This is a genomic window from Paenibacillus sp. fava2, from assembly GCF_058313675.1.
Window position 1 is genome coordinate 3,427,674 of record NZ_CM177755.1, and the last position, 13,867, is coordinate 3,441,540.

The 13,867-nt window shown below is 52.7% G+C and carries 14 protein-coding genes and 1 pseudogene; 13 read left to right on the top strand and 2 right to left on the bottom strand.

Annotated elements, in window-relative coordinates; translation table 11 throughout:
* The first annotated feature begins 361 nt into the window (after nucleotides 1-361).
* The 3 genes and pseudogenes from AC4G46_RS14760 (at nucleotide 362) to coaD (ending at nucleotide 2,298) form a co-directional block, all read left to right on the top strand.
* Nucleotides 362-748, top strand: coding sequence for a hypothetical protein (locus AC4G46_RS14760; protein WP_491128596.1), 387 nt, complete (start codon nucleotides 362-364; stop codon nucleotides 746-748).
* 433 nt (nucleotides 749-1,181) lie between these two features.
* A pseudogene (gene rsmD / locus AC4G46_RS14765) lies at nucleotides 1,182-1,796 on the top strand (16S rRNA (guanine(966)-N(2))-methyltransferase RsmD); the annotation flags it as partial.
* Nucleotides 1,780-2,298, top strand: a complete 519-nt coding sequence (gene coaD, locus AC4G46_RS14770) for a pantetheine-phosphate adenylyltransferase (RefSeq protein ID WP_221799791.1) — start codon at nucleotides 1,780-1,782, stop codon at nucleotides 2,296-2,298. The pseudogene rsmD and the gene coaD, both read left to right, overlap by 17 nt.
* On the opposite strand, the gene AC4G46_RS14775 is transcribed toward coaD, so the two are convergent.
* Complete coding sequence (locus tag AC4G46_RS14775; RefSeq protein WP_491128597.1) at nucleotides 2,270-3,550, bottom strand: nucleoside recognition domain-containing protein; 1,281 nt, start codon at nucleotides 3,548-3,550, stop codon at nucleotides 2,270-2,272. The genes coaD and AC4G46_RS14775 overlap by 29 nt on opposite strands.
* Before the next feature lie 86 nt (nucleotides 3,551-3,636).
* On the opposite strand from AC4G46_RS14775, the gene AC4G46_RS14780 reads away from it, so the two are divergent.
* The gene (locus tag AC4G46_RS14780) at nucleotides 3,637-4,686 is read left to right on the top strand and encodes a SepM family pheromone-processing serine protease (protein ID WP_491128598.1); all 1,050 of its coding nucleotides are present in this window, start codon (nucleotides 3,637-3,639) and stop codon (nucleotides 4,684-4,686) included.
* Here AC4G46_RS14780 and AC4G46_RS14785 read toward each other — a convergent pair.
* Nucleotides 4,664-5,902: a nucleotidyltransferase gene (locus AC4G46_RS14785; protein WP_491128599.1), complete on the bottom strand. Its 1,239-nt coding sequence runs from the start codon at nucleotides 5,900-5,902 to the stop codon at nucleotides 4,664-4,666. The genes AC4G46_RS14780 and AC4G46_RS14785 overlap by 23 nt on opposite strands.
* A gap of 144 nt (nucleotides 5,903-6,046) precedes the next feature.
* Between AC4G46_RS14785 and AC4G46_RS14790 the strand changes: the two genes are divergently transcribed.
* From AC4G46_RS14790 to fabF, 9 genes are all read left to right on the top strand, one after another.
* A complete protein-coding gene (locus AC4G46_RS14790) occupies nucleotides 6,047-6,574 on the top strand; it encodes a YceD family protein (RefSeq protein ID WP_491128600.1) in 528 nt (175 codons plus the stop codon).
* Between the two features lie 53 nt (nucleotides 6,575-6,627).
* Nucleotides 6,628-6,801 (top strand): 50S ribosomal protein L32, encoded by a 174-nt coding sequence (rpmF, locus tag AC4G46_RS14795; protein ID WP_019911234.1) that lies wholly within the window; start codon nucleotides 6,628-6,630, stop codon nucleotides 6,799-6,801.
* Between the two features lie 882 nt (nucleotides 6,802-7,683).
* Nucleotides 7,684-8,280, top strand: a complete 597-nt coding sequence (gene fapR / locus AC4G46_RS14800) for a transcription factor FapR (RefSeq protein ID WP_221799799.1) — start codon at nucleotides 7,684-7,686, stop codon at nucleotides 8,278-8,280.
* On the top strand, nucleotides 8,264-9,253 hold the full coding sequence (plsX, locus tag AC4G46_RS14805; RefSeq protein WP_068725864.1) for a phosphate acyltransferase PlsX: 990 nt from the start codon (nucleotides 8,264-8,266) through the stop codon (nucleotides 9,251-9,253). The genes fapR and plsX overlap by 17 nt, the downstream gene beginning before the upstream one ends.
* Nucleotides 9,254-9,261: 8 nt before the next feature.
* A complete protein-coding gene (locus AC4G46_RS14810) occupies nucleotides 9,262-10,251 on the top strand; it encodes a beta-ketoacyl-ACP synthase III (protein WP_491128601.1) in 990 nt (329 codons plus the stop codon).
* Between the two features lie 73 nt (nucleotides 10,252-10,324).
* On the top strand, nucleotides 10,325-11,248 hold the full coding sequence (fabD, locus tag AC4G46_RS14815; RefSeq protein ID WP_491128602.1) for an ACP S-malonyltransferase: 924 nt from the start codon (nucleotides 10,325-10,327) through the stop codon (nucleotides 11,246-11,248).
* A 42-nt stretch (nucleotides 11,249-11,290) separates the two neighbouring features.
* Complete coding sequence (fabG, locus tag AC4G46_RS14820) at nucleotides 11,291-12,040, top strand: 3-oxoacyl-[acyl-carrier-protein] reductase (RefSeq protein ID WP_221799805.1); 750 nt, start codon at nucleotides 11,291-11,293, stop codon at nucleotides 12,038-12,040.
* 122 nt (nucleotides 12,041-12,162) lie between these two features.
* Complete coding sequence (locus tag AC4G46_RS14825) at nucleotides 12,163-12,396, top strand: acyl carrier protein (protein ID WP_019911228.1); 234 nt, start codon at nucleotides 12,163-12,165, stop codon at nucleotides 12,394-12,396.
* Between the two features lie 223 nt (nucleotides 12,397-12,619).
* On the top strand, nucleotides 12,620-13,858 hold the full coding sequence (fabF, locus tag AC4G46_RS14830) for a beta-ketoacyl-ACP synthase II (RefSeq protein WP_491128603.1): 1,239 nt from the start codon (nucleotides 12,620-12,622) through the stop codon (nucleotides 13,856-13,858).
* Nucleotides 13,859-13,867 lie beyond the last annotated feature (9 nt).

Below are 13,867 nucleotides of genomic sequence, written 5' to 3' on the forward strand. Positions count from 1 at the left end.
TATCCAAATGAATAATTTTTCTGTTAAAACTGTTTTTGCATACACCCGAAAATAGTTCATCACTTATCAGGTGTATCTGGACTGATGCGTTTTGTGTTATTGAGTGTTCAATTATTGCTGAGTACATTATAAGCACCGTCCAGTTTTTTGAGTTTGTCAACATTTACAGGAACACTAATCCGTAATCATATATACAATTTAACATTTAGTGACAGGTGAAGTATACAATCTATTTTATATGATATATACTTGGATTAACTTATTAGTGTAATTCCCATCAATTAGGGTGTTCCAGTGCGCTGTGCTAAGGCAATGCGTAGGAACACCCTTCTTGCATTTCTAAGTTAGAGAGAGGTGTTAGATGAGAAATGTTGAAGCGTTAATGAAAAATTATCAGTTGATCGAAGACAGAATTTTGAGCTTTATAACTGAACATTCAGGTGTTGTGTATGCAAAAAAATCTGGAGATATTGTGCAAGGCGAGGCATTGACCTGGGCCGTACTAAGTTCAGATGACAAGGTTCTACAAGCTCAACTCAGGCTTGATTATATAACTGTTTCAGAACTAGCCAGACAGAGGCTAGAACATATTCATAGTAGGTACATAACGGATTTTGACCGGAGCCGTGAAATGGTGCTTAGATATATAAGGCAGGATTCTACTGCTCCGATAAAGGTACTATCTCTAGAAGCAGCTGCCGAAGTTGCCAGGAATGAACTGCATCTTCAAAAGTGTTTACTTACTTAAATTAAATATTTATATTTATTTAACCCGCCGGGCTATGCCTGGCGGGTTTTTATTGGCACTGAAGTGGCTGGGGTGAGGTCTGGGTAGATCAACCATTGTATTCCAAAATTAGTTTTATAGCTTTGGTACATGGGGCTTTACACAAAAAAATCGAGGCCCTATTGCTAGGGCCTCTTTCATGGGAGAGGAGAAACCGGACGAAGAGCTTATGGGGAAACGTAAGCCTGCTCCGCGGTTGTCTACGACATTTTGTGATGTCGATAGTTACATGATGTCCGGGATTGAAAGGTTCTATACATGGTGTTTGATTATTTTTTTGCTTTATTCCAAAGGTACACCAATAGACAAACTTTTTATTTAAACGGTTAATTGTGGTACTATAGGCTTGGACTTATGCCCCTAACGGCATAATAAACAGAGACATAGAGCAGGTGAATCGGTGAGAGTTGTATCGGGAAGTGCCAAGGGGAGACCCCTGAAAAGTGTTCCGGGTAACGGGACGCGTCCAACGACCGACAAGGTGAAGGAGGCGCTGTTCAGCATGATTGGCCCTTATTTTGAAGGCGGCAATGCGCTGGATTTGTTCGCTGGCACCGGCGGTCTTGGAATTGAAGCGCTGAGCAGAGGGATGGAACGCGCGGTGTTTGTAGACATGGAGCAGAAAAGCATTGATACGGTGAGGGCCAATCTGAAGGCGGCAAAGCTGGAGGGGCAGGCAGAGGTATACCGTAACGATGCCGGACGGGCTCTTGGTGCGCTGGAGAAGCGGGGACGGGCTTTTGATCTTGTGTTTCTGGACCCCCCTTACAGGCTGAAGCATGGCGATGAATTAATGCTGGCCATGGCCGGCAAAGGCTTGCTTAACCCTGATGCGGTCATTGTTCTGGAACATGAATCAGGCTACGCCTACCCTGAAGAGATTCCGGGGTTCTACCGGACAAGACAGGCTATATATGGTGAGACGGCGATTTCCATCTATCAGTACGAAGCTGCTTCAGAAGAAGCTGTTGAGAGCGGCAGGGAGGGTAACGATGAGTCTGCAAATTAGAAAAGAACGTGTTGCCATCTATCCGGGAAGCTTTGATCCGGTTACGATGGGGCATATCGATATTATCCGGCGCGCTGCCAAACAGTTTGACAGGCTTATAGTTACCGTGCTGAATAATCTCAGCAAAAAACCGATGTTTACCGTGGAAGAGCGCACAGAGCTGCTGCGGCAGGCAACGGCGGATCTTCCTAATGTGGAGGTGGACAGCTTCCGGGATTTGCTGGTGAATTATCTCCGCCAAAAGAACGCCCAGGTCATCGTGCGCGGAATCCGTACGGTTACCGACTTCGAGTATGAGCTGCAGACCGCTTCGATTAATCACAGCCTGGACCCTGAAGTGGAAACCATCTTCATGATGACTAACCCCAAATATTCCTACCTAAGCTCAAGTGTAGTGAAGGAGCTGGCCCATTTCGGCGGAAATGTATCCGAATTTGTCACCCCCGAGGTCGAGCAGGCGATGAAGCTCAAATTCAGCCAGCTGGACGCCGGAACCAGGTAACCATATATACAACTGCTGACAAGGCAGATAATAGCAGCAGAAGAAGAGTCTGCAGGCTCAGCAGCTGTGGAACCATATTCCAGACGGCAAGCGGACCGGTTATTCCGGCATCGCCTGCCGTTTCTGTGCTGCTTAAGGCGGGAAGAACAGCAACAGGCATATGCTTCAGCGGCTGCCAGAGCACAAAGGTCAAGCCGAGAGCATACAGGCTGTGCAGCAGACGTCCGGCGGCGTATGGAAGAAACCGTGCTTTGGCCTGCTTCAGGGCAGTGAGTGCCTGCAGCTGTCCGCAGATTCCGCTCCACCCGAGCACTGCGGACAGGAGTGCAAAGCTGGTTACACCTGTTTCTCCAAAGGCAAACGGTTCTGTTACCTGCGAAGTCACGGCATTGGCGCCCAGATGAATCTCGAGTACACTGGCGGCAAATCCCGGCGACAGCTGCGGGAACCAGGCGGTGATAATGTTGATAACAACGGAGAACATGATCATATAACCGCCGATTACCATCAGGCTCTGCACTGCGGTAGATACTGAATCGCCCAGCAGTCTGCCGAAGCTGCGCCCGTCCTGTTCGCGTGCCCGAAGCATGGCCTGGCGGACCCTTGACGGCAATGATGCCGGCTTGACAGCCGGAGGTTCGGGGCTGCCGGCGATTGAACGGTTCCTGCCCGAGAACAGTGCTGCCGTGAATCCTGCAGCTAGACCGGATACCCAGTGAATGGCTAACAGGGCATAGCCTGCTGCCGGACTGTGCAGGAAAGCTGCACCGACTACAATTACTAAAGTTACAGGACTGGCAAAATGGGCCAGTGAAGCTAGGCGGCTGGCATCCTTGTCCGAAATGCCGCCCTGCTTATGAAGCTGCTGTACACCGCCTGCCCCTGCGGGGAACCCGGCCGTCATGCCGAGTGCCAGCGTCCAGCCTCCGGCGCCCGGCAGCCGGAACACCCGGGTCATTAGCGGCCCCAGCAATACACCGAAGCCGTGTACGAAGCCTGAGGCTGTCAGCATCTCCGAGAGGATAAGGAACGGCAGCAGCGCCGGAAATATCAGCGTCCACCAGAGCTTAAGGCCCTGCAGTGAAGCCGCAAAGGACGATTCCGGAGACGAGATGATGGCCGCTGCAAGCAGGATGGCCGCTGCTCCGGTCAGAAAAGGTGCCGATGCTGAAGTTATTCTCCGTATTTTAACGTTATTCATTTTGAGCTTCACCTCTTCATAGGTTAAGACATGGCTTACGACTGTTATCAATTTATGCACAGCAGACAACCATCATGCCATAGCTGTCACAAGCCGCCTGAAGCAGGCAGAGAGCCGCAGGAAAGAAGGGAATAGCATTGAGGCAGCAAAAACGCCGGGTAGGATTCCGCGCGATCGCCTACTTGTTTACTTTTGTGGTTATACTCTATGTTACTGTTTTTATGAATACTCCTTATATTGTGTATCAGCCGGGGAGAGCCTCTGAGGTGGCACCGATGATCAAGGTGGAGAATGCAGACAAGGATGAAAAGGGCACCTTCATGATGACCACAGTATCAGCAAGCTATGCCAATGTGGCACTGCTTATCGCTTCAGTCTTTAATTCCAACAGTGAGGTTGTGCTGAAAGAGACGAGGCTTGGGAACAAAACTGAGCAGGAATACGCGGCGGAGCAGGTATACTATATGAACAGCTCGCAGTCTTTCGCCGTACAGGCCGCTTATCATGCGGCGGGTATCCCTTATGAGGACGTAGTGGACTACCTGTATGTGTTCTCTGTGCCGGGTACGGCTAATTCTGGTCAGTTCCGTCCGGGAGACCGGATAGTCAGTGTTGAGGGACAGCATATCCCTGATCCGCAGGCTCTGTCAGCGCTGCTGTCATCCAGAAACATTGGAGACCGGGTTAAGGCGGTGCTGCAGCGAGACGGGAAGGAAATTACAGAGCAGGTAGCATTGGTTGAGGTAATAGATGCGGATACCGGAAAAGGAAAACCGGGATTAGGTGTAGTTATCGGGGCTGTCCAGAAGGTGGAACCCAAGGTTGCGGGCAAATCAGTCAGCTTTACGGATACCGATGTCGGCGGACCGTCAGCGGGGCTTATGTTCACGATGGAAATCTACAATCAGCTTACTCCGGGCGACTTGACCGGAGGGCACAGAATAGCCGGAACGGGTACCATAAATGCCGAAGGCACTGTGGGAGCTATCGGCGGGGTCAAGCATAAAATTGTTGCTGCGGACCGTGAGCGGGCAGAGGTGTTCTTCGTGCCGGTCAAGAACTATGATGAAGCCAAAGCGAAGGCAGATGAAATAGGCACCCCGATGAAGCTGGTGCCTGTATCCACGCTGGGCGAGGCGCTGGATTATATGGAGAAGCTGCCGGCTACAGCATCACCGGCGGCTTGAGATAGTCAGCGTACAGATCAGCCCGCTGGGGCTCATTGAATGCTCCGGCGTAGGCGGCAGCGGCCCGGAGGTCACGGTCTAGTCCGGGATGAGTGAACTGCGCAGGTGAGAGAACAACCGGCCAGGCTGCCGTCTGCTTCATTTTCTTGAGCAGTGTGCGCCCGCTCTCGCGGAAGCCTAACACGCGGATGTATCCGGGTCCGCCGGCTAATGCGGACGGAGCCATTTCAGCCTTGCTGTGATTTAATAAGGCATGGATAAGCAGGCGCTGCAGGCGAGTATGCGTGTAGCGCTTGCTTTTTAGCGCATCCAGCAGCCCGCTGACTGTGAATTGATCCAGCTGCGGCAATACCTTGAGCAGCCGGTTCTCCAGCCCTTCATTCATATCCTGGAGCTCCCGCAGCTCTTCAGCGGTCCGGGTTATCAGGACGTGGCGCAGCTGGCTGCGGAAGTCCTCCAGACTTACCGGGCCTCTGCCTGCCGCATGCTCCCTCTCCAGGATGGACATGCTATATTCCGGCATGTATGCCGCCGGAGACCCGCCTTCCAGCAGCAGCCGGCGGATCGCCGTCGCGCTGGCAATGGACGACCCGCGCTGCAGCGGGTCGTGGAACCCCGCGCCGGTGCGCGGCACGGTGAGGGGCCTGATCGCGCTGCCGAGCCGGCGCAGCGCAATCAGGTAGTGCAGGCCGAGGCTGTTGTTGGGCTGCCGCAGCAGCGCCTCGGCCTCTAGCGGACTCCCGTGCCCTGCGGGAGTCCCGGACCAGACGGCCGCCGCAGCTGCGCTGAAGGCGGCCGGGAAGCTCGCTCCGAGCGCCAGTCGGCGGCGGAGCTCTTCCTGCAGCTCGCTGCTCTCATCGGCCAGGAACTCCGCCAGCCCGAGCAGCTCGCTCAAACGGCCTGCTTCGGAGCCGAAGCACAGGCTGTCAACGACTCCCGTCGCCTCCAGCAGTGAGACTGCTCCGAAGGCGAACCACTCGGCCGGCTGCAGGGCATAGCCGACCGGCAGCTCAAGCACGAGGTCGGCGCCCATATGCAGCGCCATCTCCGTGCGGGCCTGCTTGCTCACCGCCGCCGGCTCGCCGCGCTGGGTGAACGGCCCGCTCATCACGACGATAGACGTGTCCGCGCCGGTCAGTCTTTTGGCCTCGTTAAAATGATGGACATGGCCGTTATGTAAAGGATTATATTCAGCGATTATGCCGACTGTAGTCACTGGTCGTGTCACTCCAAATCGTATTTGATATATTGGGTTAATAGTTATATCATAAGTTGTCCCGGTTATCGAAACAATATAAAGGAAAAATGGTTGACAAACTTCGGTAATTCTAGGTATAATAATTTTTGTTTGTTTGGAGTGATGAATATGAAGATTCACTTTCGCAAATTGGCAAATGCCGACGAGCCTCTGCATCTCCATGAGACACTGGATGTCAATGAGCTTGTCAAAGGGCGGAAGGATATACTTTCTGTTGCACCGCTTACAGTGAACCTTAAAGCGCTGCCCGCGGGAACTGATAGTGTGAACGTGGTGGGAACATTGGAAGGGAATGTGGACATGTTATGTGCACGTTGCCTCAGCGAGGTTAACAGCAAATTGAACATTCCTTTTGCTGAGACTTTCAAATGGCTTAAGCAGCCGCTTCTTCCAGAAGACGAAGATGACGAACTCATCTACGCCACGGACGAGATTGTAGATCTTGTTCCTTACGTGGAAGAAAACTTCGTACTGCACTTACCGGATTCGGTATTGTGCAAGGCAGACTGTCTTGGTCTTTGTCAGACATGTGGACAAAATTTGAACGAAGGCACCTGCAGTTGCGACAACACAGTAGTCGATCCCCGGCTTGCTGCGTTGAAAGGATTCTTTACCAAGCAAGATGACTAAGAACAAATCCCGTGTTATAACGGGTCAACAACAAATTCAGGAGGTTGATAATCATGGCAGTACCACAACGCAGAACGTCCAAGACCCGCCGCGACAAACGTCGCACTCACTTCAAACTGGTAGTACCAGGTATGGTGAAATGTGAACAATGCGGAGAGCTGAAGCTGGCTCACCACGTATGCAAAGTTTGCGGAACTTACAAAGCTAGAGAAATCATCAAACAATAGTTTGTGATAAGAGATAGCACTTCATCTTAGGGTGGGGTGCTATTTTTTTTGGGCTGAAGCATTTTAGACTTGCTGCATGGCAGTTGTCGGGAACTTGAGACTAAGAAAGTGCATTTGAGTCTGCCTGCTGGCCATAACAATGCATTGGATTATCGTCACTTCATTACACTAATTTATCTGATGCTGAAAGCTTGGTTGCAGAATAGCAGCTTATTTTAACACCAAAAGCCGTTTCTCCGTAAAAATGGTGGAATCAAGTGACGTTTATCCAATAAAAAATTATCAGTGTATTTGTCTAACATCCTCTCAGTGTATTCATCCAAGACTTAGCTGATTATTTTCTGCTTAGCTCGATTACACAACATCCTAACGGACCCCTATTGTACTTATTACCTAACCTGAAGCCGTTTTTCAGGTCAAAGTCAGTATTTACCGCCGCTGGGGTCCGTTAGCTTGCCGGGAAGGGGCTGCAAGCACTAATAAGGGCTGCTCGGTCTGTTACCCTCTGGTGGAACATTGGGCAGGACTCGAGCTTGATCCTTTTCGGGAAAATAGACTTGCCGGAATCCCGGAACAGATCCGGACTGCCCCGGCAGTGGATGCCTTATGAATGTAACTTTCATGTCAATGCTTTATTTTTGGCGGCTGATGCTTTATACTACATATTAGTACCTGGTTCTAAAATGAAATTTTAACCATAGCGTAAGTGATAACAGCGGCCTTTCCGCGGCCGGATGCTTTGTTCAGATATAAGAATACTAAAGGCGTAACGCCATAAATCATCCTTATATTACAGGCTGTTTACGGCAAACCGTCCGCTTCCGGATGGTTGAGCCGTTTTATGCCTGAGCATGTGCCAGGAGGTGAGCCGCCATAGAGCGGATGTCCAAGAAAGAGCGCCAGCAGAAGCTGCTTCAGATCATCGACGGCAATCCGTTTGTGACGGACCGGGAGCTGACCCGGCAGCTCAAGGTGAGCATCCAGACGATCCGGCTGGACAGGCTGGAGCTGGGAATACCGGAGCTGCGCGAACGGATGAAGCAGATGGCAGAGCACTCCTATGATCAGGTGCGTTCACTGCCGCCTGATGAAGTGGTCGGTGACATTGTTGATCTGCAGCTGGACAAGAGCGGTATATCCATCTTTGAGATCCGTGAAGAGCATGTTTTCTCCAGAAATGGGATCGCCCGCGGCCATTATGTGTTTGGTCAGGCGAATTCGCTGGCAGTGGCTGTGATCAACGACGAGATTGCACTGACGGCTTCCGCCGATATCCGGTTTGTTCGGATGGTGCGGCTCGGAGAGAAGTGTATTGCCAAAGCGCAGGTGCGTTCACTTGCCGGCCGGGGCGGCAAGGCCGAAGTGGACGTGTTTACGTATGTCGGGGAAGAGCTTGTGTTTCAGGGTCATTTCGTAGTGTACCGCTCTGCAGTTGAAGAATACAGCGAAGGGGGAAGCCGCAATGCTGATCGCCATTGATGCCATGGGCGGAGATAACGCACCCGAATGTAATGTGGAAGGTGCTTTGTCTGCGGCCGCAGAATGGAGCGATACCCAGCTGGTGCTGGTTGGCGACCAAGCCAGACTGGAGCCGCTGCTGAAGAATAAGCCTTCGAACGTGACAGTGCGTCATGCGGGGGAAGTAATCGGTTCCGATGAGGAGCCTGTAAAGGCGGTCCGCCGCAAAAAGGATTCATCCATGGTCGTAGCGGGAAGGATGGTGCGTGAGGGTGAAGCCGATGCCATGATTTCTTCCGGGAATACCGGAGCGCTGATGACTACCGGGCTGCTGGTTGTGGGAAGAATGGACGGTATAGAACGCCCTGCACTTGCCCCGATGATTCCGACACTTGATGATGTCGGCGTGCTGGCGCTGGATCTTGGAGCCAATATGGACGCCAAACCGCAGCATCTGGCCCAATATGCACTGATGGGCAGTATATACCGCAGCAAGGTGCATGGGATTGCGCGGCCCCGGGTCGGCCTCCTGAATGTGGGGACAGAGCCGGGTAAAGGCAATGAGCTGACCAAAGAGGCCTATCCGCTGCTTGAAGCGCTGCCGGGCATTCATTTTGTCGGCAATGTGGAAGCGCGCGATGTGCTTACAGGCGCTTGTGATGTGCTTGTCTGCGACGGCTTTGCCGGAAATATTCTGCTCAAGACACTGGAGGGGACGGCCGGAGCAATGTTTTCCCTTCTCAAGGAGCAGTTCAGCAAGTCTCTCAAAACAAAGCTCGGCGCAGCGATTCTGATGCCTGAGCTGAGAAGCCTCAAAGGCAAAATGGATTATAAGGAGCACGGTGGTGCCCCGCTGCTGGGCCTTAGCGGCCTGGTTGTAAAGGGCCACGGCTCTTCGGACGGCAATGCGGTGAAGAATGCGGTCAGACAGGCGCGGATTGCGCTGCAGGCGGGCCTGGTGTCCGGCATATCGAAGGAAATTAGCGGGAAGTGAGTGACGAGATGAATCAGTTGCGTTCGGTAGGGATAATCGGGACAGGGAAATATGTGCCTGAGCAAATATTGACTAACAGCGATCTTGAGAAGATAGTCGAAACCAATGATGAATGGATTGTCAGCCGCACAGGCATCCGGGAACGGCATATTGCGGCACCGCATGAGGCGACCTCGGATCTTGCCTATGAAGCTGCGCTCAAAGCGCTGGCATCTGCAGGGATGAAGGCGGAAGATCTGGAGCTTATTATTATTGCCACCATTACTCCGGATACATCCTTCCCGTCTACAGCCTGCATCCTGCAGGATAAGCTCGGAGCCAAGGGAGCAGCCGCATTTGACTTGTCTGCCGCCTGCTCCGGCTTTGTCTATAGCCTTGCTACAGCTACAAACTTTATTAAGACCGGAATGTATAACAATGCACTGGTTATCGGTGCAGACACTCTTTCACGCATTACGGATTATACCGACCGCAACACCTGCGTCCTGTTCGGCGATGGTGCGGGTGCGGTGATTCTCGGTGAGGTTCCGGAAGGACGCGGATTCCAGTCCTTCGACCTTGGAGCAGAGGGGGCAGGCGGCAGTCTGCTGAAGCTTGAAGCAGGGGGCTCGCGCCTGCCGGCATCCGCCCAGACTATTGAAGACAAGAAGCACTTCATTTATATGAACGGCCGTGAAGTGTTCAAGTTCGCCGTACGTGTAATGGGTACAGCCACAGAACGTGTTCTGTCCAAGGCTGGACTCGGCAAGGAAAATATTGATCTGTTTGTTCCGCACCAGGCGAACATCCGGATCATTCAGTCGGCGATGCAGCGTCTGGATCTGCCGGAAGAGAAGGTGGTCGTCAATGTAGACCGTTATGCCAACACTTCCGCAGCATCGATTCCGCTTGCGCTGGTAGAGGCGGCAGAGGAAGGCCGGATGAAGGAAGGCGATACCGTGCTGATGGTTGGCTTCGGCGGCGGACTTACGTGGGGAGCTTCCGTATTAATCTGGTAAACGAATAATGGACCCAGTACCACCTGCTGGATACAGCGTGACGGTGCACGGGTTATGTGAAGGAGTCTGTACAATGGGTAAAATTGCATTTGTCTTTCCCGGGCAGGGTGCGCAGGCAGTCGGGATGGGTAAGGATGTATATGACGCACTGCCGCAGAGCCGTGCCGTATTTGATAAAGGCGACGAGGTGCTCGGATTTTCCTTGAGCCGGCTTGTATTTGAGGGGCCGGACAGCGATCTGAAACAGACTGTAAATACACAGCCTGCTCTTGTTGCGACAAGTGTAGCGTACCTAGAAGCGTTTGCCGGCAAGGGACTGAAGCCGGATTATGTTGCCGGACACAGCCTTGGCGAGTACAGTGCCCTGGTAGCCGCAGGCGTGCTTTCCTTCGGGGATGCTGTGCAGCTTGTACGGCTGCGCGGTCGTTTCATGGAAGAAGCGGTGCCGGGCGGACAAGGGGCAATGGCTGCAGTGCTGGGAGCAGAACGCGAAGCGCTTGCCGGGCTGTGCCGCAGTATTTCCGGGGAAGGCAATACTGTTGAGCTCGCTAATGTGAACTGTCCGGGCCAGATCGTCGTTTCCGGCTCTCAGGCGGGCGTTAGCGCTGTTGTAGAACGGGTTAAGGAAGCCGGCGGCAAGCGGGCGATTCCGCTGGAAGTCAGCGGTCCGTTCCATTCCTCCATGATGAAGGAGGCGGCCGAGCGCCTGGCTGCCGAGCTGCAGCGCGTAACCTTTAATGCTCCTGCAGTCCCGGTTGTGGTTAATGTAACGGCCTCACCCGTAACCGATCCTGAAGAAATCCGTGAGCTGCTAGTGCGTCAGGTTTATTCTCCGGTGCTATGGCAGGATAGCGTGGAATGGCTGATTGCTAACGGTGTGGACACCTTTGTTGAGATCGGCTCCGGCAGCGTGCTGGCCGGCCTGATCCGCAAAATCGACAAAACGGTTAAGGTAATAGGCATTAACAGTCTGGAAAGTGTGCAGGCTGAACTGTAACTGCCAGAACTTATTCAGGGCACATGGAAAGGGGAATATAGAATGTTCTCAGCATTAAAAGGCCAGACGGCCCTGGTCACCGGCGGCTCCCGCGGAATCGGACGCAGCATTGCGCTGGCGCTGGCGGAGCATGGCGTGAAGGTGGCCGTGAACTATTCCGGAAGCGAGGCTGCAGCGCAGGAGACTGTAGCGCGTATTGCCGAGCTGGGCTCTGAGGGCATCGCGCTTAAAGGGAACGTAGGAAGCAGCGAACAGGCGGAGAATCTTGTCAAAGAGGTTATCAACACCTGGGGAAGAATCGACATTCTGGTTAACAACGCCGGTATTACCCGGGACAATCTGATTATGCGCATGAAGGAAGAAGAATTCGATCAGGTCATTGAAACCAATCTCAAAGGTGTGTTTAACTGTCTGAAGGCCGTTACACGACCGATGATGAAGCAGCGCTATGGCCGGATCATCAATATTTCCTCTGTCGTGGGGGTAACCGGAAATCCCGGCCAGGTTAACTATACGGCTGCCAAGGCAGGCGTAATCGGTATGACCAAATCGGCGGCGCGGGAGCTGGCTTCCCGCGGAATTACCGTGAATTGCATCGCTCCGGGGTTCATTGATACCGACATGACCCGTGAGCTGTCCGATGAAGTCCGCAGCGAGCTGCTGAAGGGGATTCCCCTTGCCCAGCTTGGGCGGCCGGAGGACATTGCTAACACGGCTGTATTTTTGGCCTCGCAGGGGGCAGCTTATATGACAGGCCAGACACTTCATGTGGACGGCGGCATGTACATGTAAGCCTGAAGAAAGCTTGGAACAGCTATGGAGGGAACGGGAAGAGGCGGCCGGAAAGCGTTTTTTATGCTCTATGGTATTTTGACTTCATATCTCGTATAATACCAAAAGAGGAGGTGAACCGGATGTCCGATGTATTGGAGCGTGTAAAACGCATTGTCATCGACCGCTTGGGTGCCGATGAAGCGGAGGTAACATTAGAAGCGTCTTTCAAAGATGATTTGGGTGCTGATTCTCTTGATGTAGTAGAATTGGTTATGGAATTGGAAGATGAATTCGATATGGAAATCTCTGATGAAGATGCAGAGAAGATTACGACCGTGGGTGAAGTTGTGAAGTACATACAATCTCATACCTAGAGTCATATGATTGAGGGTCCCGCCCCCCTGGGGACGGGACTTCTCCTCATTTTACACATCATTTGCAAGTCCAAAGGCTGCCGAAGGCGCACCTTTATCCGGGGAAAATTACAGAACCGCAGGCAGGACATGCTATTGCGGGGATTGCAGTTTATATAGAGATATCAGAGAGCAGTGCTTCGATAGAAATGAAGTATACAGCCTACAGATGGGGTGATTGCGTTTGAGTCATAGAGTGGTTGTTACCGGTATGGGCGTTATAACGTCCCTGGGCAAGGATTTGGATACATTCTGGGATAGCCTGATGAACGGCAAGTCCGGAGTATCGACGGTGGATTCATTTGATGTAAGTGACTACACCACTAAGATTGCAGCTTCTGTTAAGGATTTTGATGCGGAGGAGCGTTTCGGCCGCAAGGAAGCCCGCAAGATGGACCGTTTTGTGCAGTTTGCAGTAGCAGCCGGTGAGGATGCGCTGAAAGACAGCGGACTCAAGATCGGTGAAGATATTGATGCAGAGCGGATCGGCGTATCCGTCGGCTCCGGCATCGGCGGTCTGGGGACATGGGAAGACAATCACAACCTGCTGCTCGAAAAAGGGCCCAAGCGTGTGAGTCCATTCTTTATCCCGATGATGATTGCCAATATGGGTTCCGGACAGCTGTCGATTAACCTCGGCGCCAAAGGTCCTAATACAACAACCGTTACCGCCTGTGCTACAGGAAGCCATTCCATCGGTGAATCGTTCCGGCTGATCCAGCGCGGAGATGCGGATGCGATGATCTGCGGCGGTTCGGAAGCGACAATCCGTCCGACAGGTATGGCCGGCTTCTGTGCAATGAGAGCAATGTCCACCCGTAACGACGAGCCTGAGAAGGCAAGCCGCCCGTTTGACGTAGACCGCGACGGTTTTGTAATGGGTGAAGGCGCCGGCATTCTCATTCTGGAATCGCTTGAGCATGCCGAGAAGCGCGGGGCGAAGATCTATGCCGAAGTTATCGGCTACGGCCTGAGCGCGGATGCCCACCACATGACCGATCCGGATCCTGACGGTGCAGCACGCTGCATGAAGATGGCCATCCGTGACGCCGGAATTAATCCGGAGGATATCGATTATATCAATGCGCACGGAACATCCACACCTGCCGGCGACAAGTCCGAAACGACAGCCGTGAAGAAGGCGCTTGGAGACCATGCGTATAAGGTTGCTATCAGCTCGACCAAGTCGATGACCGGGCATCTGCTGGGTGCGGCCGGCGGTGTCGAAGCGATCATCTGCGGTCTTTCCCTGCAGAAGAATATGATTGCACCTACGATCAACCTGGACAACCAGGACCCGGAATGTGACCTGGATTATGTTCCGAACGTTCCTCGTGAAGCTGATCTTAATATTGTTATGTCCAACTCGTTCGGATTCGGGGGACATAACGCTACCGTTATTCTCAAAAAATACAAACAGTAAGGGGAGAAC

Coding starts and splice junctions, on each gene's coding strand:
- AC4G46_RS14760 (WP_491128596.1), top strand. CDS start 362: ATGAGAAATGTTGAAGCGTTAATGAAAAATTATCAGTTGATCGAAGAC.
- coaD (WP_221799791.1), top strand. CDS start 1,780: ATGAGTCTGCAAATTAGAAAAGAACGTGTTGCCATCTATCCGGGAAGC.
- AC4G46_RS14790 (WP_491128600.1), top strand. CDS start 6,047: ATGAATATGAAGATTCACTTTCGCAAATTGGCAAATGCCGACGAGCCT.
- rpmF (WP_019911234.1), top strand. CDS start 6,628: ATGGCAGTACCACAACGCAGAACGTCCAAGACCCGCCGCGACAAACGT.
- fapR (WP_221799799.1), top strand. CDS start 7,684: ATGTCCAAGAAAGAGCGCCAGCAGAAGCTGCTTCAGATCATCGACGGC.
- plsX (WP_068725864.1), top strand. CDS start 8,264: ATGCTGATCGCCATTGATGCCATGGGCGGAGATAACGCACCCGAATGT.
- AC4G46_RS14810 (WP_491128601.1), top strand. CDS start 9,262: ATGAATCAGTTGCGTTCGGTAGGGATAATCGGGACAGGGAAATATGTG.
- fabD (WP_491128602.1), top strand. CDS start 10,325: ATGGGTAAAATTGCATTTGTCTTTCCCGGGCAGGGTGCGCAGGCAGTC.
- fabG (WP_221799805.1), top strand. CDS start 11,291: ATGTTCTCAGCATTAAAAGGCCAGACGGCCCTGGTCACCGGCGGCTCC.
- AC4G46_RS14825 (WP_019911228.1), top strand. CDS start 12,163: ATGTCCGATGTATTGGAGCGTGTAAAACGCATTGTCATCGACCGCTTG.